Origin of the sequence: Clostridium sp. NSJ-49 (assembly GCF_014287725.1) — a bacterium.
Lineage (GTDB): Bacteria > Bacillota > Clostridia > Clostridiales > Clostridiaceae > Clostridium > Clostridium disporicum_B.
The window spans coordinates 1-17,916 of sequence record NZ_JACOOP010000009.1; the positions used below are offsets into that span (position 1 = coordinate 1).

31 protein-coding genes and 1 other RNA gene are annotated in these 17,916 nt (G+C 29.4%); 5 read left to right on the top strand and 27 right to left on the bottom strand.

Going from position 1 to position 17,916, the window contains the following annotated elements:
• Nucleotides 1-69 precede the first annotated feature (69 nt).
• The 14 genes from H8S10_RS04535 to H8S10_RS04600 form a co-directional block, all read right to left on the bottom strand.
• Nucleotides 70-573 (bottom strand): hypothetical protein, encoded by a 504-nt coding sequence (locus H8S10_RS04535; RefSeq protein ID WP_186838051.1) that lies wholly within the window; start codon nucleotides 571-573, stop codon nucleotides 70-72.
• Nucleotides 574-666: 93 nt separating this feature from the next.
• The gene (locus H8S10_RS04540; RefSeq protein WP_186838052.1) at nucleotides 667-867 is read right to left on the bottom strand and encodes a hypothetical protein; all 201 of its coding nucleotides are present in this window, start codon (nucleotides 865-867) and stop codon (nucleotides 667-669) included.
• A 19-nt stretch (nucleotides 868-886) separates the two neighbouring features.
• The gene (locus tag H8S10_RS04545; RefSeq protein WP_186838053.1) at nucleotides 887-1,180 is read right to left on the bottom strand and encodes a hypothetical protein; all 294 of its coding nucleotides are present in this window, start codon (nucleotides 1,178-1,180) and stop codon (nucleotides 887-889) included.
• Entirely contained in the window at nucleotides 1,180-1,365 is a 186-nt protein-coding gene (locus H8S10_RS04550) for a hypothetical protein (protein WP_186838054.1), read from the bottom strand. Before H8S10_RS04550 ends, H8S10_RS04545 begins: the two co-directional genes overlap by 1 nt.
• A gap of 20 nt (nucleotides 1,366-1,385) precedes the next feature.
• Nucleotides 1,386-2,243 carry a hypothetical protein gene (locus H8S10_RS04555; RefSeq protein ID WP_186838055.1) on the bottom strand — a complete coding sequence of 286 codons (858 nt, stop codon included), beginning with the start codon at nucleotides 2,241-2,243 and terminating at the stop codon, nucleotides 1,386-1,388.
• Between the two features lie 17 nt (nucleotides 2,244-2,260).
• Nucleotides 2,261-2,560: a hypothetical protein gene (locus H8S10_RS04560; protein ID WP_186838056.1), complete on the bottom strand. Its 300-nt coding sequence runs from the start codon at nucleotides 2,558-2,560 to the stop codon at nucleotides 2,261-2,263.
• A complete protein-coding gene (locus H8S10_RS04565) occupies nucleotides 2,561-3,484 on the bottom strand; it encodes a DUF1351 domain-containing protein (RefSeq protein WP_186838057.1) in 924 nt (307 codons plus the stop codon).
• Nucleotides 3,484-4,107 carry an ERF family protein gene (locus tag H8S10_RS04570; protein ID WP_186838058.1) on the bottom strand — a complete coding sequence of 208 codons (624 nt, stop codon included), beginning with the start codon at nucleotides 4,105-4,107 and terminating at the stop codon, nucleotides 3,484-3,486. Before H8S10_RS04570 ends, H8S10_RS04565 begins: the two co-directional genes overlap by 1 nt.
• 9 nt (nucleotides 4,108-4,116) lie before the next feature.
• Nucleotides 4,117-4,350, bottom strand: coding sequence for a hypothetical protein (locus H8S10_RS04575; protein ID WP_186838059.1), 234 nt, complete (start codon nucleotides 4,348-4,350; stop codon nucleotides 4,117-4,119).
• Entirely contained in the window at nucleotides 4,334-4,495 is a 162-nt protein-coding gene (locus tag H8S10_RS04580) for a hypothetical protein (protein WP_186838060.1), read from the bottom strand. The genes H8S10_RS04575 and H8S10_RS04580 overlap by 17 nt, the downstream gene beginning before the upstream one ends.
• A 140-nt stretch (nucleotides 4,496-4,635) precedes the next feature.
• Entirely contained in the window at nucleotides 4,636-4,773 is a 138-nt protein-coding gene (locus H8S10_RS04585) for a hypothetical protein (protein WP_186838061.1), read from the bottom strand.
• Nucleotides 4,774-4,788: 15 nt separating this feature from the next.
• Complete coding sequence (locus H8S10_RS04590) at nucleotides 4,789-5,007, bottom strand: Lar family restriction alleviation protein (RefSeq protein ID WP_186838062.1); 219 nt, start codon at nucleotides 5,005-5,007, stop codon at nucleotides 4,789-4,791.
• Between the two features lie 39 nt (nucleotides 5,008-5,046).
• Nucleotides 5,047-5,151 carry a TFIIB-type zinc ribbon-containing protein gene (locus tag H8S10_RS04595; RefSeq protein ID WP_186838063.1) on the bottom strand — a complete coding sequence of 35 codons (105 nt, stop codon included), beginning with the start codon at nucleotides 5,149-5,151 and terminating at the stop codon, nucleotides 5,047-5,049.
• A 34-nt stretch (nucleotides 5,152-5,185) separates the two neighbouring features.
• Nucleotides 5,186-5,341: a hypothetical protein gene (locus H8S10_RS04600; protein WP_186838064.1), complete on the bottom strand. Its 156-nt coding sequence runs from the start codon at nucleotides 5,339-5,341 to the stop codon at nucleotides 5,186-5,188.
• A gap of 82 nt (nucleotides 5,342-5,423) precedes the next feature.
• Between H8S10_RS04600 and H8S10_RS04605 the strand changes: the two genes are divergently transcribed.
• Nucleotides 5,424-5,654, top strand: a complete 231-nt coding sequence (locus H8S10_RS04605; RefSeq protein WP_186838065.1) for a hypothetical protein — start codon at nucleotides 5,424-5,426, stop codon at nucleotides 5,652-5,654.
• On the opposite strand, the gene H8S10_RS04610 is transcribed toward H8S10_RS04605, so the two are convergent.
• The 6 genes from H8S10_RS04610 to H8S10_RS04635 are packed head-to-tail and all read right to left on the bottom strand — an operon-like array spanning nucleotide 5,635 to nucleotide 7,743.
• Nucleotides 5,635-5,910 (bottom strand): hypothetical protein, encoded by a 276-nt coding sequence (locus H8S10_RS04610; protein ID WP_186838066.1) that lies wholly within the window; start codon nucleotides 5,908-5,910, stop codon nucleotides 5,635-5,637. The genes H8S10_RS04605 and H8S10_RS04610 overlap by 20 nt on opposite strands.
• Nucleotides 5,911-5,926: 16 nt before the next feature.
• Complete coding sequence (locus H8S10_RS04615; protein ID WP_186838067.1) at nucleotides 5,927-6,121, bottom strand: helix-turn-helix domain-containing protein; 195 nt, start codon at nucleotides 6,119-6,121, stop codon at nucleotides 5,927-5,929.
• A gap of 3 nt (nucleotides 6,122-6,124) precedes the next feature.
• On the bottom strand, nucleotides 6,125-6,391 hold the full coding sequence (locus H8S10_RS04620; RefSeq protein WP_186838068.1) for a hypothetical protein: 267 nt from the start codon (nucleotides 6,389-6,391) through the stop codon (nucleotides 6,125-6,127).
• 13 nt (nucleotides 6,392-6,404) lie between these two features.
• Nucleotides 6,405-7,271, bottom strand: a complete 867-nt coding sequence (locus tag H8S10_RS04625; protein ID WP_186838069.1) for an ORF6N domain-containing protein — start codon at nucleotides 7,269-7,271, stop codon at nucleotides 6,405-6,407.
• 15 nt (nucleotides 7,272-7,286) lie between these two features.
• Nucleotides 7,287-7,511, bottom strand: a complete 225-nt coding sequence (locus tag H8S10_RS04630; protein WP_186838125.1) for a helix-turn-helix domain-containing protein — start codon at nucleotides 7,509-7,511, stop codon at nucleotides 7,287-7,289.
• A gap of 1 nt (nucleotide 7,512) precedes the next feature.
• Nucleotides 7,513-7,743, bottom strand: a complete 231-nt coding sequence (locus tag H8S10_RS04635) for a helix-turn-helix transcriptional regulator (RefSeq protein WP_207731839.1) — start codon at nucleotides 7,741-7,743, stop codon at nucleotides 7,513-7,515.
• A gap of 225 nt (nucleotides 7,744-7,968) precedes the next feature.
• On the opposite strand from H8S10_RS04635, the gene H8S10_RS04640 reads away from it, so the two are divergent.
• Genes H8S10_RS04640 through H8S10_RS04650 form a run of 3 tightly spaced genes read left to right on the top strand, consistent with a single transcriptional unit; the run spans nucleotide 7,969 to nucleotide 10,040 of the window.
• On the top strand, nucleotides 7,969-8,391 hold the full coding sequence (locus H8S10_RS04640; protein WP_186838070.1) for a helix-turn-helix domain-containing protein: 423 nt from the start codon (nucleotides 7,969-7,971) through the stop codon (nucleotides 8,389-8,391).
• A gap of 11 nt (nucleotides 8,392-8,402) precedes the next feature.
• Entirely contained in the window at nucleotides 8,403-8,849 is a 447-nt protein-coding gene (locus H8S10_RS04645; RefSeq protein ID WP_186838071.1) for an ImmA/IrrE family metallo-endopeptidase, read from the top strand.
• 39 nt (nucleotides 8,850-8,888) lie between these two features.
• Nucleotides 8,889-10,040: a tyrosine-type recombinase/integrase gene (locus tag H8S10_RS04650; protein WP_186838072.1), complete on the top strand. Its 1,152-nt coding sequence runs from the start codon at nucleotides 8,889-8,891 to the stop codon at nucleotides 10,038-10,040.
• A gap of 55 nt (nucleotides 10,041-10,095) precedes the next feature.
• Here H8S10_RS04650 and rnpB read toward each other — a convergent pair.
• The 7 genes from rnpB to H8S10_RS04685 all read right to left on the bottom strand — a co-directional run bounded on the left by rnpB (nucleotide 10,096) and on the right by H8S10_RS04685 (nucleotide 16,659).
• Nucleotides 10,096-10,461: RNase P RNA component class A (rnpB, locus tag H8S10_RS04655), an RNA gene on the bottom strand.
• Between the two features lie 46 nt (nucleotides 10,462-10,507).
• On the bottom strand, nucleotides 10,508-10,732 hold the full coding sequence (locus H8S10_RS04660) for a hypothetical protein (RefSeq protein ID WP_186838126.1): 225 nt from the start codon (nucleotides 10,730-10,732) through the stop codon (nucleotides 10,508-10,510).
• 92 nt (nucleotides 10,733-10,824) lie between these two features.
• Nucleotides 10,825-11,610 carry a Nif3-like dinuclear metal center hexameric protein gene (locus H8S10_RS04665; protein WP_186838073.1) on the bottom strand — a complete coding sequence of 262 codons (786 nt, stop codon included), beginning with the start codon at nucleotides 11,608-11,610 and terminating at the stop codon, nucleotides 10,825-10,827.
• Nucleotides 11,611-11,618: 8 nt separating this feature from the next.
• Nucleotides 11,619-12,311, bottom strand: coding sequence for a class I SAM-dependent methyltransferase (locus tag H8S10_RS04670; protein WP_186838074.1), 693 nt, complete (start codon nucleotides 12,309-12,311; stop codon nucleotides 11,619-11,621).
• 184 nt (nucleotides 12,312-12,495) lie between these two features.
• Nucleotides 12,496-13,602, bottom strand: a complete 1,107-nt coding sequence (gene rpoD, locus H8S10_RS04675) for an RNA polymerase sigma factor RpoD (RefSeq protein ID WP_186838075.1) — start codon at nucleotides 13,600-13,602, stop codon at nucleotides 12,496-12,498.
• 30 nt (nucleotides 13,603-13,632) lie between these two features.
• A complete protein-coding gene (gene dnaG, locus H8S10_RS04680; RefSeq protein ID WP_186838076.1) occupies nucleotides 13,633-15,414 on the bottom strand; it encodes a DNA primase in 1,782 nt (593 codons plus the stop codon).
• Between the two features lie 216 nt (nucleotides 15,415-15,630).
• Nucleotides 15,631-16,659, bottom strand: coding sequence for a deoxyguanosinetriphosphate triphosphohydrolase (locus H8S10_RS04685; RefSeq protein ID WP_186838077.1), 1,029 nt, complete (start codon nucleotides 16,657-16,659; stop codon nucleotides 15,631-15,633).
• A gap of 158 nt (nucleotides 16,660-16,817) precedes the next feature.
• Here H8S10_RS04685 and H8S10_RS04690 point away from each other — a divergent pair, with 158 nt between their 5' ends.
• Entirely contained in the window at nucleotides 16,818-17,882 is a 1,065-nt protein-coding gene (locus H8S10_RS04690; RefSeq protein WP_186838078.1) for a CotS family spore coat protein, read from the top strand.
• Nucleotides 17,883-17,916 lie beyond the last annotated feature (34 nt).

The following is a 17,916-nucleotide window of genomic DNA, read 5'->3' on the forward strand; positions in this document are numbered from 1 at the left end:
TCAAACTTCAATTTTCCCTCATAAACACTTCCAACTTCTAAAACAGTCATTCCTAAATCATCAATACATCTAACTTTCATTTATCCCATTCTCCTTTAAATAAATATCGTGATAAGTTACCGCAACTGCATAAGCTTGCCATATATCTTTTTTAAATCCATAAAACCAGCCTGGCTCTTTCTTAGTACCTTTTCCCTTATTAGGTGTGTTAGGTGCAAATCTATCTATTAATGCTTGTACTATATTGCTATCCTTTGCTTTCATAGAGTTACATAGATTCATCTTTTCATCTTTTCTATAGATAAACTTTGGTTCAATACCTAAATTTTCTTCGCAACATTGAGCAAATTTTCCTATCCAAACACAAGTTTCAAACACTTCTGCTCCAACCGGCATTCCATAAGATGCAACCATTTCTATAGCTACATCTTCAATTTCTAAACCTTTTATAACTTCTTTTATCATTTCTATTATGTTTTCATTTTTTTCTTTTCCTTTGTTTATAACTACTAAATCATCGTAAGTTAATACATATCCACTTTCTATATTCCCTGGATCTATTGCTAATATCATTACATCACCTCTATTGAAATTGATTTTCTTATGAGAACAGAAGCATATAACCTTATCGTAATTAACTCTTATTCTCTATGTTTGAATTACGAATTATTCAGTTATCCCTAAAATACCTTTAATATCTTTCTCATACTTCTTTACAATTTCAATTCTCTTTTCTGTATATCCTAGTTGCTTATCTGTTAATTCTTCATTATATCTATATTCTTCGATAAGGCATTCCACATTATCTACTAAAAAACTTACTGCCATAGCATAATCCAATACCTTTTTTAAATCTTCTTTATTCATATTTATATCCTCCATTTACTTAAAAATCTTTGCTATTATTAAATTCATACTTTGCCTTAGAAAGTGTTACTCTTACATCTGTATGTAACTCATATAAAAATTTACATCTTTCCTCTAACCATTTCTTTAATGCTTCCTTTTCTCCACGTTTCAATTCTGATGTGATTTCAAGCTTTATAAAGCACCATCTATCATAGACAAGTAAACTATCCTTCATTAGTTTAAAAGCTTGTACAATGTCATTCTCGGCTAAATTTTGATATCTATTGACGATATCCATATAAATTTCCGTATCCTCTTTGTATCTATCCATTACTTACAACTCCTACAACCTCTCTTTTTACTGTGATTAGCTCTCTTCATAGTTTTAATTGCACTTTCAAATCTTAAAGATGTTGCTTCTCTTGCTCCCGCTTCTCTTCGCTCTTGCCTTCTCTTAATATCCCTATAGGTTTGCTCTGCTCTTTCCCTATTACTCATTTCTTCCCAAGGTTTCATAGTCTCCCCTCCGACCTTTATCATATTGCTCCCTGTGCTTTAAGTATCTCTGTTTCAATATCATCATGATTTTGGCTGCTTCCTACATTGTTATTAAATCTCTTACTGTTATTGCTTGTATAATTCCCACTAGGTACTTTTTTCTCAATGACATTATCTTTATAATTACCTTCTAATACCTTAAGAAAGTTGTTAGGCTTTATTAACCAATCAAACGTTATAGTCCAACCTTTTCTATTCTGTCCCCTAAGAAATGATGAATTACTTATATTTTCTATAGCTGATATAATTGCATCTGTTCCATATTCCTTAATTCTTGCTTGTAACATTGTGTATCTCTTAGTACCCGAATTAATAAATTTAATATTCTGTAAGCCTAATTCATTCCATTTATCTATTATTGGTTGTAGTTCACTACTACAAGTATTATTTATAATACTATTATCTATACTATCCTTACCTAACCTAACCTTACCTAACCTAACCTGGGTTTCCATTTGGTCGACACTTGGTATACCGTTTGGTATACCAACATCATTTAAACTATAAGCGTTATTATCTTTTAGTATTAATTGGTCCTTTTCCTCTTTATAAACTGTTTCTTTATATCTATCAGTTCTTATATAATTGTGTATTCTCCAATGCTTTATAACACATACACCACTCTCGAATGGTATTACAAATCTTTTAGCAAATAATAACTTTATATCATCATCGCTACACCCTATCATTCTTTGTATCTTTTTAGGGTTATTTATAAATCCATCATCATCTGCTCTCATACTTAAATGGAAGTATAATGATTGAGTGCTTAATGGCATATCTAAAAAAGCATCACTATCAATTATTGTTTTGGAAAACATTCTTCTTTCTGCCATAAAACTCCCCTTACTCTCTAAAATGGAACATATTGCTCTTTACTTCTCATATATTCCATACGTTCCTCATAATCTTCTATCTTTTCCTGTAGGTTGTTTATTTTCTCTTGAAGCTTGTACACTTCATCTTCCCAGTCTGATGTTGTTTTTTCTCCTAACTCATAAAGTATTTGTTCCGCTATATTTTGAGCCTGTTCTTTAGAGTAATAGACTTCAGAACATATTGTTCCTATATCAAGCGTTATCTTTATAGCTCCACCAGTTCTATCAACTGTAACTCCGTAATCATCATTAGAAAAATCAATACTACTTTGCATTTAAACCCACCCTTCTTCCAATTTTTCATACTCAAACCCATTGGACTTTAAGAAATTTGCTAACAATCTCATATGATCCAAATCATGAGTTATCTTTAATGTATAAAAACATTTTTTTACTTCCTTAACTTCTTCTATTTTTTCTATGGTTGGGTTCTCCTTTTTAACTTTCTCTTTAACCGATACCCCCTCATTTTTAATCGATTCTATTCTTTCTCTTTCCGCTTTTTCTAATGCCTTTCTTTCTGCTACCTCAATTAGCTCTCTATCATTATTTATAGCTTGTATAACGTTATTTAAAGACATTCCATTTTTATACTTAGTTATATATAATTCACTCTCTAAAACAGTTTCTTGACCGTTATTGGCTGCTTGTAACGTAGTTTCTATTATTAGTAAATCGTTCTTAACTCTCTCTTCCTCGGCAACTTGTAAAGTTTTTAAGTTTTTAGCTTTTTCATTTATATCTTCTCTTATGCTTTTTAGTGATGAATTAAGGGTGAATTTAATATCTGATACATTTAATTTAGCTGCATACTGTTCATTTAATCCAACTTCATTTACAGCAATGGCAATAGTATCTAAAATATATTTAATCTTTTCCTCTCTTCTCTTTTCATCATATATAGCTATTCCCTCTAAAATTGGCGCTTCCGTTTCTTTGACTAAAGCTATTAACTCTTTACACTTATTCTCAAATTCTGATATCGGTGCAGTCATTTCTTTTTTAACTAACTTCCTATACGTATCTATATCATTTCTTATCTTTGCTAAATCCTTTTGGGTTGCTTTACAATCTTTTAACCCTTCTTCTGTTACAACAATCCCCTTATACTTATCCATAGTGTCAATCAAAGACATCTTTACTTCTTCAAAGTTTGCATCAATAACTGGTAAAACCTTATTAACTTGTAAATTTTTCATTATAATATCGCTCCTAATTCGTTATTTTTCTTATTTTCTCTTTCAATCAATTTTTCTTTTTTATCATTAAGCATCTTTAAACATTCTCCAAATGCTTCTTCCGTAATATCCTCTACCCTGTTAAATCCAACTACAGCTAAGAATTTTTTAACTTCAGTATTGGTTTCATCTATGAGTTTATTAATTACAACTCTCTTCGCTGAACCAATCTTTCTCTTTCTCATTTCTTCTGCCGGATCTACTCCGTTATTAACTGTATCTGCTTCTGATATTTCAAACGCCATTATATATAAATATCTTCTTGCGAATGTTTGAGCTCCTCCAATATTTTGTATAATAGAACAGCCTTTTAAAGTTGGTATATCAACCGGAGTACTAAAAACAATTGTTTCTTCAGTGTTATCAACATTTACTATAGTTAATGTTGCAATCTCATTATTGAATGCAAATATTGGACATAACCCATTTTTTTCAGCTATTTCGTTTGCTGCTGGTAAAAAATCTCCTAATTCGTAATAGGTATAATTGCTATAGGTGTTTTTTCCTGTTTGCTTTAACTTCTTTCCTTGAAGTTCAACTCTACATCTCTGAAGCTTTTTAAATATATTTATCTTATCTTCCATATAATTACCCTACTTTCTTATTTCTATATTTTCTGTTATACTGTCATTGAATTGTTTCGAATTGCTATTCTCTGACTTATGAGCGCCAACTCTATCAGATAATAGCTTTTCTTTTTTTAACTCTTCATTCAATATCTCTGCAAATGATCGTGTATCTCCTTGCTTTCTTCTCTCCTGTACTTTTCTTGTAATTGATTTTGACTTTTCTCTATTCAAGTCATTAATTTCAGCAATTATTCCCACTGCAATTCTTCTCCTTCCATCTGTTGTATATCTCCCTCTGTCTTATTACTATTTCCTTATCTCTTTTCTGACTTAACATAATGGTTACTATGTCATTTAAACCAAACTTAGTTACCGCTTCTTCTAATTTAATTTGAACACTCAATTTTAATCCCTCCAAAACATCTTTTTATGTTCTTTTAGTCCTTCCCAAGTAGGTTTCTCTCCAATTTCTCTCGAGAACTCTACATAATCCTTTAATACTTGTACACTCATACTAATTGCTCCTTTTTTTTGAATTGCGAACTACTTGTTTAAATAATCTTTAACCAGTTGCCATATACCAAATTGAACAGTAATGGTATCATCAACTTTTCTAATTCTTAGTGTTAACAGTATTATAATTAAACAAATAACTGTAATAATTTTAATTGTTTTACTCATATATTAACCCTTCATTTAGATTCTACTTTTTTTTAACTCTTTAATATAATCAACTTCTTTGTTCCACATAGGTATAATATACTCTCCACACATGAAACCTTCATCATAGCAATCACCAAGTTCTGTATGGGACTTTATCTTACATTTAGTACACTCAACCCATTCAGTATCGTATGTGGTTTTCAACTCCATGCTACCATTACAGAAAGGACAATCTTTTATCATCTTCCACATACAACTCCTTCACAATATAATCAAAGTCTTATATTTGAATTAAAAATAATGTCCACATTTTTGACAAACATTTTCTTTATTCCAACTATCATAACTAGTATGTGTACTACCACACTTTGGACACTTATCTCCACCATATCCCATTTTAAAATCTCCTTTCCTTCATAATATAATCAAATTACTCACACTGCTTTAACTCTTCTCTTAAAAACTTCGCATGATCCTCATATATTTTCCTTAAACACTCCGGTGTATCTTCTGAAAATATAAATCCCTCTAACTGTTTAATTCTTTCTTCTAGCTGCTGCTTTCTTGTCTTAACTATATCTATCATTTACTAATGCTCCTTTATCGATTCTCTATTTTGATACCTCGTCCAACATATGGTAAAATTTTGTTGAAAGGGGGTGGAAGTTATGGCTTTAAATTTTAACTCTACATTTGGTAATAAAGAAATTTCTGCTAACTGTCCTTTATGCAAAAAGCTTATTAAAATTAGACTTAATCAAGTAGGAACTACAATACATTGTCCTTTTTGCAGGAAGAGTATTGATTTAAAAGCAGGAAACAACTTTGATTCCAATAAAAGGTCCATAGATAAATCTTTAAGGGATTTAGATAAAACTCTTAAAAATTTTGGTAAGTAGTAGTTATACATTCTTGATTTAACAATTTATTTAGTTTGGATATAGTCGCTACTATTTCTTTCGTGAAATCTTCATCTAAATTAACATAAATTGTTGACTGCTCTTGAACTGGTACTTCTTGAGCAGTTCTTTCTAATTCCCTAATTGCATATTCTAATGCTCTAACATCTTTCTCCCATTCTTCTCCCGATTCTCTCATACTTTCACAGTGTGCTTTTAAACTTTCTAATTGTTCGATAACTTCTTTATTAGTCATATTAAATTACCTCCTACTAACATCCACATTGCTTATCAGCCCATTCCTGTAACTTATCTTTATTTATGTAATGCTTAGAACCTATTTTGAAAGAAGGGAATCCTTTTGTATTACATAATTTATATATTTCGTTTCTACCAACACCTAAAAGTTTTTTAGCTTGCATTGGAGTTAATAATATTTTACTTTCTATCGATTGTTTATCTGACATTTTTTATTCCTCCACTTTCTCAATAATCTCTACATTATTGAAATACCAATTCAAACAATATCTTTTTAATTCTTCACGCTCTATAAGTATAGGCATATCTTCTTCATCTATCTGTGTTATAAATTTCTTCTCTTCCCCACTACCTGAATATACATCTATCCAAAAGTATCTTTCGTCCTTCTCAAAACTTAAATCTCCAATTTCAACTACTAATATTGATGATGTATCTATTTTTACTTCTGTATCTGTTGTTTTAATCATTTTTGACATATTAAATTACCTCCTATGCTACTCCATACTTAATGGCCATCTTTGAAATTATGCTTATATAACCATTTAATAACTTCTTATCTTCGCCTATAATATCTAATACGTTAACCTTATTAATCTTAGATTTGCTTACACCTTCTAAAGCCATATTCTTTTGTTTATTCTTTAATCTACGGTTTATATCTACTCCAATAGTTTCATTAAGCAGCTTGTACGATTCTTCTCTAATTGGTTTTATATGTTCAAATCCACCAAGCTTGTAAGCTATTTTATTGATTATATTGGCTGTTTCTTTTCTCCAACCATTGGTATCTAATGTAACTACATCTCTAATACCTTGTATTTCTTCTTTAGTTTCTTCTATTTCTGCCTTTAACCTCTTTTGCTCTAATTCATTATTAGCTAGTGCTTGGAACATCTTATTGAACATTTGAAGTTCCTGACTTAATTCTGATGTGTTTAATGCCTGTCCTCTCATATTGAAATATCCATCAACTAATTTTTCGTATTGCTCCCAAGCAAAATCATCTTCTAAAATCTTAAGAAGTTTTGAGTATCCTCTTTCTGATAAAAGATAGATGTTATTTGCATTTCCGTACTGTGCATTTGTGAATCCCATTTCTAAAACAAGTCCTTTTGAAAGACCTGTTTTTAAATCGATAATATCAACATCATCTTTAAATCTCTTTCTATTATTATTTATAAGCTCATTTACCTTTTTAACTTCTCTTCCATGAATGTTAGCAATCTCCTTAACTAACATTGCTTTCTTACCTTCTCCAAATCCACCTTCTATATCGTGAAATTTCATTCCCTCAATATTTACTAATCCATTAACTTTTACATTTGGTTTTCTTGAACCATGTTTTAAATTTTCCATTTTCTTTTCCTCTCCTTAATTTTTATTCTGTAAAGTTTCTAAAGGTACTACATTATCTAAGTTACTAAAATCATTACCGCTAGCACTTGATATAAACCTATCAAGCTCTGCATTAGTAATTTTCATACTACCTAGTCTTAATGCTTCTATATGCCCTTTTTTTATCAATTCATATACATAATTAACATTTACTTTTAATCTTTCAGCTACATCTTTAACAGTTAATAAATAAAGCTCCAAGTTAACCCCTCCTTGTATTTCCGTCATTTTTAAATAAATTCATATCTATCTTTAGTTCTTTTGATAAAGATATTAATATTTCAACACTTGGGATATATCTCCCACCTTCTATATCAGCTATATAGCTTCTCGAAATACTTACTTTTTGAGATAAATCCTGTTGAGTTAAGCCATTTTCTTTCCTAGCCTTCTTAACTTCCTTACCTATCTCTTTTGCAATTGACTCTGTCATTCAATCACCTCCTTACAAATATTATTGTATTGTATATCCGTCATTTGTACAAGCTCTATATTCGTGTATTTCCGACTATTTTAGACAATATTAAAGTATTAGCCGCATATTTCTCGCCTACGCTAATGCATACTTGTATTTCCGTCATTTTACGTATTGCATTTCCGACTTTTTAGTTTTATAATTAATTTCAAGGTCGGTAATTCCGACTTGTAGGAGGTTGTTATGAGTATAGGTGGAAAAATTAAAGATTTGCGTAAGGAAAGAAAACTTACACAAGTAGAATTAGCTAAAAAATCAAACATTTCTCGGTCTTATTTAACTGATATAGAAAACGATAGATATAACCCAAGCATTGAAACTTTAAAAGCAATTGCAAACAGTTTAGAAGTTACATTAAGCGATATTTTATCTGATAAAGTTGCAGAAGATAATTCACTTAATTATAGAGATAAGAAATCTATAACTAAAGATTTAAAGAAATTAATGGATGACTTTAGAGCTGGGACAGATGGAACTGCATATTATAATGGTCAAGAATTAGATAATGATGATTTAGACTTAATAGAGTCTGCTATGAAAATTGCCTTAGAACAAATAAAAATTAAGAATAAGGAAAAATATACACCAAAGAAATATAAAAAGTAGGTGACTTTTGAATGAATGATTATGTTAAAAGGGTAGTAATGAATTTAAAAAGAATTTACAAAACTAATTCGCCTTATGAATTAGCTGAATATTTAGGAATAGTATTAGTAATTGAACCACTAGGAAAACCACTAGGAATGTACAATTATGTAAATAAAAATAAAGTTATATGGATAAATTCCTCAATGAATGAAGAAGAAAGAAGATATGTATTAGCACATGAAATTGGTCACGCTGTACTTCATCCAAAATCTTCTTGCTTCTTCTCCTGTATAAAAAATATAAATAAATCAAAAAAAGAGTATGAGGCTAATTTGTTTGCAGCTGAATTACTTTTAGATATGAACGAAAATGAACAATCATATATTAATGGCTACTCCATTAATCAACTTGCTTCTTGTTACAAAGTCCCTACTGAACTTGTAGAATTAAAATTTAAAGTAAAAAGTTTTTTATAGCTTTGCTAATTATACAATATTTTTAAAAGAGGTGATTCTATGAATGGAAGCGTGAGAAAGAAAGGTAATAGTTGGTATTATAGATACTATGACTACGAAAATGGAGTTAAGAAACAAATTGAAAGAGTTGGCGGAAAAACAAAATCCGAAGCATTAAAGAAATTAAATCAAGAACTTAATAGAATTTATAATGGTTTATCAAAGCCAGAAGAAATGCTCCTATGCGATTATCTACATGAGTGGTTAGAGGATTATATAAAAGATGAAAAAGCAGCTAACACTTATTCAAAATATAAGTGTGCTGTAGAAACTAAAATTAACAAATCTATTGGCAATATAAAGTTGTGTGATTTAAAACCAATCCATATTGAAAAATATATTAAGTTTTTAAAAGAATTAAACTTAAATAAAACTTCCATACAATTTAATTATGGTGTTTTGAATACTGCCCTTAATAAGGCGCTAAAATTACAAATGATAATAAATAATCCTTGTAATTACGTAGATACTCCTAAAAGAGAAAAATACAAAGCTAATATTTTAACTGTCGATGAATTTAAATTAATTTACAATTCACTTGATGAAAATATTTATGAAGATTATATAATGAGGTTAGCTTTAGATACTGCTCTAGAGCTTGGAATTAGACGTGGTGAAATGTGTGGTATATGCAGTGATGCAATAGATTTTGTTGATAATAAAATAAAAATAGATAAAGCTTTTATAAGAATTGAAAATACGTATGTAATATCAGGTCTTAAAACAGAAGGTTCTTATAGATATTTACCAATAAGTAATACATTAGCTGAAAAATATAGAGCCCATATTAAATTGCAACAAAAAAACAAGCTTAAATATGGATTATTTTACGAAAAAAATATTTTTAACAATAAAGAATATAATTTAATTTTCACATGGGAAAATGGTAAAGCAATTACTCCAAGTAACTTCTTGCAACGATTAAAAAGATTATGTAAAAAACATGGTATAAATAAAAATATCCGTTGGCATGATTTAAGACATACTAATGCAACATTACTTTTAGAGGGTGGTGTTGATATGAAAACCTTACAAGAAAGGTTAGGTCATTCACTTATGCAAACTACTTCTGACACATATAGCCATGTTACAGAAAAAATGAATAAACATGCAACTGATGTAATTTCTAATATTATGAAAAATATCTTATAAGGGAATTCTAAGGGAAGTTACTAAAGCTAATCCCCTAAATCCCTTATAAATACTTAGTGCGAGATAGTCCGTAAGCGGAGTTCTGTATTAAGCAATCATCTATCTAGGCTTACTGTTACCAGTAAGCTCAAGCGACACACCACGTAGCGGGACGGGCCACCCATATGCTACATCTCGGTCTTGCTCCAGGTGGGGTTTACATAGCCATGATGTCACCACCATGCTGGTGAGCTCTTACCTCGCCTTTCCATCCTTACCAGTCACCTAAGTGAACTCAGACTAAAAGTCTTCTGGCGGTATATCTCTGTTGCACTATCCTTCAAGTCACCTTGACTGGCCGTTAACCAGCACCATCGCCCTATGGAGCTCCGACTTTCCTCTCCTAGCTTCTAGAGCTAGCAGCGATTGCATGTACCACTCGCAAGAAATATAATATCACACATATTCAATTATGACAAATAGTTTTTTTAAACAAAATATAAAATTATGAACAACATGATTAGAATTATCCAACTATAGATACCTATTCCTGAAAATAATAGTGTTATTCCAATAAGCACAAATATACATATCCTTGCCGCTGGATTCGGACATTTAGGCTGCTTTGGCTTAGCTGATGGTGTCTTAATAGCACATATTATATCATTAACAGTTTCCCTTAATACTTTTCCCCAATCAGTTTTCTTAGACATAATACCAACCTTACTAATTACTATAGTTTATAATATGTCCTTACCTATTTGCCTTATTACTATAATTTTAAATTTTACGTAATTAATATAATTTATAAAAATGTATACGGATCTTCTTCAACTTTTGATAAAATAAATTCTATGTCAGTAAATTTATCAATAATGTTTTTCATCACATTAAAGAATACAATTTGTTCTGAAGCAAAATGCCCAGCATCAATTATATTTATCCCCATTTCTTTATAGTCTGAAGCAAAGTGATATGTTGTATCTCCTGTTATAATACAATCTGCTCCTTTGCTAACAGCTTTACCTATAAAATCTTGCCCACTTCCGTTTATAATAGCAATCTTATTTACTTCTTCTTTACCTTTAACCACTCTTAGATTATTAATATTTAGTGCTTTTTTAACATTATCTACAATTTCATCTAATGTAGTAGGCTTATCTAAAGTTACTATTCTTCCAAGACCTGCTTTCTCATCTCTTTTATTAACCTCTAAAATCTCTGATGAGTCATAGCCTAATAATTTGGGTATACTATCATTTAAACCACTTTTAGCTGAATCTAAATTAGTATGACTTGAATATAAACTAATATCATTTTTTATAAGCTCTATTATCTTTCTACCTTGAATGGTATCAGTTGTTATATTATTTGGACGTCTAAATATAAGTGGATGATGAGTTATAATTAAATCTACATTATTTTCTTTAGCTTCCTCTACTACTTTTAATGTACAATCTAAAGCTAATAAAACCTTTTTAACTTCTTTCTCTCTATCCCCTACCATAAGACCTACATTATCAAAATCTTCTTTTAAAAAAGTAGGAGCTAAAGTTTCCATAACCTCTATAATTTCTTTCACCTTTTTCATATTATCACCTATAAATAATTTTTCATTCTATTTAGTATCTCTATTTTTTCACTAACTTCTGATTTTCTCTTTAGTGCTGATTCGCTATCATCTTTTATAAAGCCTAAAATCTTATTGTATTCTTCTATTTTATAATCAATATAATCTTTCATTAATGGATGTTTCTGTCTTAATAAAATTGGACTTATTTCATAGTATATGCTATCTAATTCTGTTGCATGACCTTCAGCTTTTTTTACCATAAATAGTTCATAGTAAATACCTTCATCAAAGCATAAATCCTCTTTAATTATTTCAAAATCATTTTTATAAAGATATTCTCTTAAAACTTCTGGATTTTGCGCTGGAATAAGTACTAAGTAATTACATGAAGCTGCTTTATTTAAATCTTTCTCTATTATATCTCTTATAAGATTACCGCCCATACCAGCAATTACAACTTCTTCTACTTCATTAACTTCTAATGGTTCAAAACCATTTCCTAATCTAAAATCTATTTTATCGTCTATTCCTTCTAAAATTGCATTTAGTTTTCCTTTAGCTAATGGATCTTTATTTATATCACAAGCTATAGCTTTCTCACATATCCCATTTCTTAAAGCAAGTAATGGTACATATCCATGGTCTGTTCCTATATCTGCTAATGTCGTTACCTTTTCTAGATTTGATACTATAAATTCTATTCTTTTGCTCTTATCCATTATTATTACCTCTGCGCTCTATTTTTTGTAAATATTAGCTTTTAAGCCTTAACTTAGTAAGAAGTTAAAACATTAGTGACTATCTAATATTTTAACTTCTTTAAATATAAATTATGTTATTTTTTAATTTTTATTTCTTATAAATTTAACCAATAAAATAGCACCGACTTTAGGTGCTATTTTACTAGTCTAAATAATCCTTAAGCTTTTTGCTTCTTGAAGGATGTCTAAGTTTTCTTAAAGCTTTAGCTTCAATTTGTCTTATTCTTTCTCTAGTAACATTGAACTCTTTACCAACTTCTTCAAGAGTTCTTGCTCTACCATCATCTAATCCAAATCTAAGTCTTAATACCTTTTCTTCTCTTGGTGTTAATGTATCTAGAACATTTATTAATTGTTCTTTTAACATTGTAAATGCTGCAGCTTCTGCCGGTGCTGGAGCATCATCATCTGGTATAAAGTCACCTAAATGTGAATCTTCTTCTTCACCTATTGGAGTTTCTAATGAAACAGGCTCTTGAGCTATCTTTTGTATTTCTCTTACCTTATCTACTGGTAAATCCATAACCTTTGATATTTCTTCTGGGTAAGGATCTCTTCCAAGCTCTTGAAGTAATTGTCTTTGTACTCTTATAAGCTTATTTATTGTTTCAACCATATGAACAGGAATTCTTATTGTTCTAGCTTGGTCTGCTATAGCTCTTGTAATTGCTTGCCTAATCCACCAAGTAGCATATGTTGAAAACTTAAAGCCTTTACGGAAATCAAATTTTTCTACTGCCTTAATAAGTCCAAGGTTTCCTTCTTGAATTAAATCTAAGAAAAGCATACCTCTTCCTACATATCTTTTAGCAATACTTACAACTAGTCTAAGGTTTGCCTCTGCTAATTTCTTTTTAGCATATTGGTCACCTTCTTCTATTCTTTTTGCTAGCTCCATTTCTTCTTCTGATGAAAGAAGTGGAACCTTACCAATCTCCTTTAAGTACATTCTTACAGGGTCATCAATAGCAATACCTTCAGGTATAGTAAGATCTAAATCTTCTTCTACTACTTCTACCTCTGCTGCTTGACCCTGAACTTCTATTCCCATAGATTCAAGAACCTCATAAATTTTTTCAATTTGTTCAGGTTCTAAATCAATATGGTCTATTTCATCCAAAATCTCTTTATATGTTAATACTCCTGCTTTTTTTCCTTTATCAAGTAGATTCTTTACTATAGACATCCTTCCATTTCTATCTTGGATATCTTTCTTCTTATTTGAAGCTGCTTTAGTCTTCTCTTCCACTACTTAATTACCTCCTTCCAGTACATTAGCCTAATTCAATTTTCCTCTTTTAAGTGTTTTACTAATTTTAGCCAACTCTATAGCTAAAGATATAGATTCTTCAATCTTTCCTTGATTTTCAAGGATTTTTTGTTGTTTCTTCAACTCTTCTATCCTTTGTTTCAATTTATAATTAGTAATTTCATTGATATAATCTTCTATTAATCTTTTTGTATCTTCCACATAAAACAGATTAATATCTTTAATTTTAATAAACTCTTTTATACTTTCAGCATTATTAAGTTGAGATTCAACAAAAGATATAACATTATCTTTATTTTCCCCTTTTGCTCTTTTAATAATAGTGAAAATTAATTTATGTTCTGGCAATACTAGGTCATTTTCATCTAATTTTTCTTCTATAAAGTCTAAATAATCATTATTTTCTAGAATAAGTTTTAATAAGGCTCTTTCAGCCTTTAAAAATGCAGGCTCTATATATAATTTTGTTCCATTTTCTCCCTTATTATTCACATTATTTCCATCATTATTGTCATTAATCCTTTTACTTAACATATCATATAAAATTTGCTCTTTAATTCCTGTATTTTCTGAAGCTTTCTTTATATAAACATCTTTTTCTAAAGGATCTAAGTCTGATAAAATATTCATAACTTTTTTAGCATATAGAATACTCGATTGACTATTTTTAAAATCTATTCCTTCTTCAGCCTTTTTTAGTCTATAGTCTATTAACGGTTCTGCAGAATTTATTAGTTTTAAAAATGCCTCTTTACCATTACTTCTCACAAATTCATCAGGATCTTTTCCTTGAGGTATTGATAATACTCTCACATCAAATCCAGCTGTTCTTAAAATTTCAAGCCCACGCATTGTTGCCATTTGACCTGCCATATCTGCGTCATAAGATATAACTACCTTATCAGCATATCTCTTGAGAAGCCTTGCCTGATTAATAGTAAGCGCCGTACCTAAAGATGCTACCACATTAGTTATACCATATTGGTGTAAAGTAATTAAATCCATATACCCTTCAACAATGATAAAATATCTCTCTTTCATATTATGCTTTAAAGCAAAGTTTAAGCCATATAAATTAGTCCCTTTTTGAAAAACCAATGTTTCAGGTGAATTTAAATACTTAGGCTTTGAATCATCTAATACTCTTCCACCAAATCCTATAACTTTTCCTCTATAATCAAACACTGGGAACATAACTCTATTTCTGAATCTATCATACTTTCTATTTTTTTCAGGATTTACAGAAAGCAACCCAGCTTCAATCATTAATTGTTCAGATATGTTTTTTCGTTTTAAATGATTCATAAGACTATTCCAGCTATTGTTTGCATATCCCAATCCAAAACTTCTAATAGTCTCTAATTTTATGCCCCTATTTAAGAAATATTCCTTTGCAGTATCATTACTCATCAAATTTGAAAAAAAGAATTTTCCCGCTTCTAAATTTACCCTATACAATAACTCTTTTTTTTGTAAGCTTTTATCTTTCTTTTCATTTTGAAGTTCTAATGTTATATTTGCTCTACTAGCTAAATATTTAACTGCATCTAAGAATGACATATTTCTATTTTTCATAACAAAACTTATCACATTCCCAGCTTCTCCACATCCAAAGCATTTATATATCTGCTTATCTTGAGAGACAGAAAATGAAGGTGACTTTTCATTATGAAATGGACATAGTCCCATAAAGTTTCTTCCAGACCTTTTAAGTCTTACAGTTTCCGAAATCACCTCTACAATATCATTCTCATTTTTAATTCTTTCTAGAATCTCTTCTGAAATCTGCAAGGAGACTCCCTCCTTACTTAATAAATTTTATTAATTACTTTGTATAAAATTCGACATTTTAAATCAAAATCCTTCTTTTCAATTTAAAAATTTAATATTAAATATATATTATTAATATTTTGTCGTCATTTTTATTATAATTCTATTTAAATTTTAAAAATCCTTTTTATTTTACAAATTTTATTCTGCCCAAAAATCATAAATTATACAACATTTTTAAAAGATAACAAACTTTGGTACAAATAATTCATTGAAAATACCTATACAGTAATCATCACTCATTCCTGCAATATAATCTGCTACTGCTCTTTTTAAGCCCTCTTCACTAGCAATTTTTCTATATAACTCCGGTAACTTTTCCTCATGCTTACAATAATATTCTAACAATTGATGCAAAATAAATTTTGCTTTATCTCTTTCTCCTTTAAGAACATCTCCTAAATATATATTAGCAAACATAAACCTTCTAAGTTCTACCATAGCTTCCTTAACTTCATTACTTTGGCCTACTTCATAAATATTATTTTCTAAATTTTTTATAGTTTCTTTTATCATATCCGATACTAAAACTTCTATTCTCTCAGAATGTGTTTTTCCTAAAACTTTTATTACATCTTTAGGCAAGTCCCCTTCATTTAATAGTTTTGCTCTTATCGAGTCATCTATATCATGGTTTAAATAAGCAATCTTATCACTATATTGAACGATTCTTCCTTCTAAAGTTTTAGCTTTATTTACACCCTCACTTAAACCACTATGATTTAATATTCCATCTATAACCTCATGTGTTAAATTAAGTCCACGTCCATCTCTCTCTAACTTTTTTACTACTCTTACGCTTTGCTCGTTATGTCTAAATCCACCTTCTAAAAATTCATCTAAAACTTCCTCTCCATTATGTGCGAAGGCAACATGCCCTAAATCATGCCCTAATGCTATAGCCTCGATTAAATTTTCATTAAGTCCTATACCAACACCAATAGTTCTTCCAATTTGAGCTACTTCAAGAGTATGAGTTAATCTTGTTCTATAATGATCACCAAATGTTTTAATATAAACCTGTGTTTTATGTTTTAATCTTCTAAATGATTTTGAATGTATAATTCTATCTCTATCTACCATAAAACAAGTTCTTATAGGATCTTTTTCTTCAAAAACTTCTCTTCCCAAACTTTCCGTGCTCAATATCGCTTGTTTAGCCAATGTCAAGTTTTCAAACTTTTCTATTTTCTCTCTTATATTCATTTAACTCACCTCAAGTATATTTATTCTATATTTTTCTCAAAAATCCTTTGTTTACTCTCTACATTTAAATAATATATGAAATCTACTATCACCTTATGTATATTTGCTAAATAAAACTAATATTATATATTAGTAAACAAAGATAAGGAGATATTTATATGGCTTCTGAGAAACTTTTATTTAATAATGATGGCTTGTCTTTAACTAATATAAAAAAATATATATTACCTCTTTTCTCATTAGAAAATGCTACTGTATCTATGATAAAGTTTAAAGATACTGATAAACAAAGAGCAGTTTTTAAGGTAGAAACCCAAAGTAATTCCTATTGTTTAAAAAAAGTGTATTATAACGAAGAAAATTTACTTTTTGTTTATTCTGCCATGGAGTGGTTATATAGAAATAATTTAAACGTCCCTAGGTTAATTCCTTCAAAAAATAATTCTAGGTTTGTACTCTTTAACAGCATGATTTTTATATTAACACCTTGGATTGACGGTGATAAATGTGACTTTGATAATCCTACTCACATAAATCTTTCTTGTCAGACACTTGGTAAAATACATAAAGTCTCAAAGAACTTTTTTCCTATAGAAGGGAGTACAGAAAGAAAAGGGCTTGAAGATTTCCACTTATCTACAAGCAAACACTTTAATCAACTTTTAGAGAATGCTAATTATGCAAGTACTATAAAGGATAGATTCTCTAATATTTATTTAGATAATCTTGATTATAACCTAGATTTAGCCAAACTGTCTTTGGAAATTTCATCCACAATAGACTCTTCAGAATTATCTACATCACTATGCCACGGTGACTATGTAAATAAAAATATAATTATAGATAATCAAAATAAGGTTTTTATCATAGATTTTGATAAGTGCAAATACGACTATAGTGCCTATGATTTATCTTATTTTTTAAGACGACTGCTAAAAAGACCTACAACTAATTGGGAAACAAAGATAACTATTGACGTTTTAGATAGTTATCTAAAAGAAAATTATCTTACACCTTCAGATTTTAAATATATATTAGCGTATTTAGCATTCCCTCAAAAATACTGGAAGATATCAAGAGACTATTATAAGAATATAAAGAAATGTAATAAAAAATCATTTGTTACACTTTTAGAGAAAGGCCTTGACAGAACTTCAAATCAACTAGAATATGTGAAAAATATGATTGTAGTTCTAGAAAAATATTATAACGTTAAATTTTAAAAAGGAAGTGTTTCCACTTCCTTTTTTTGTATTT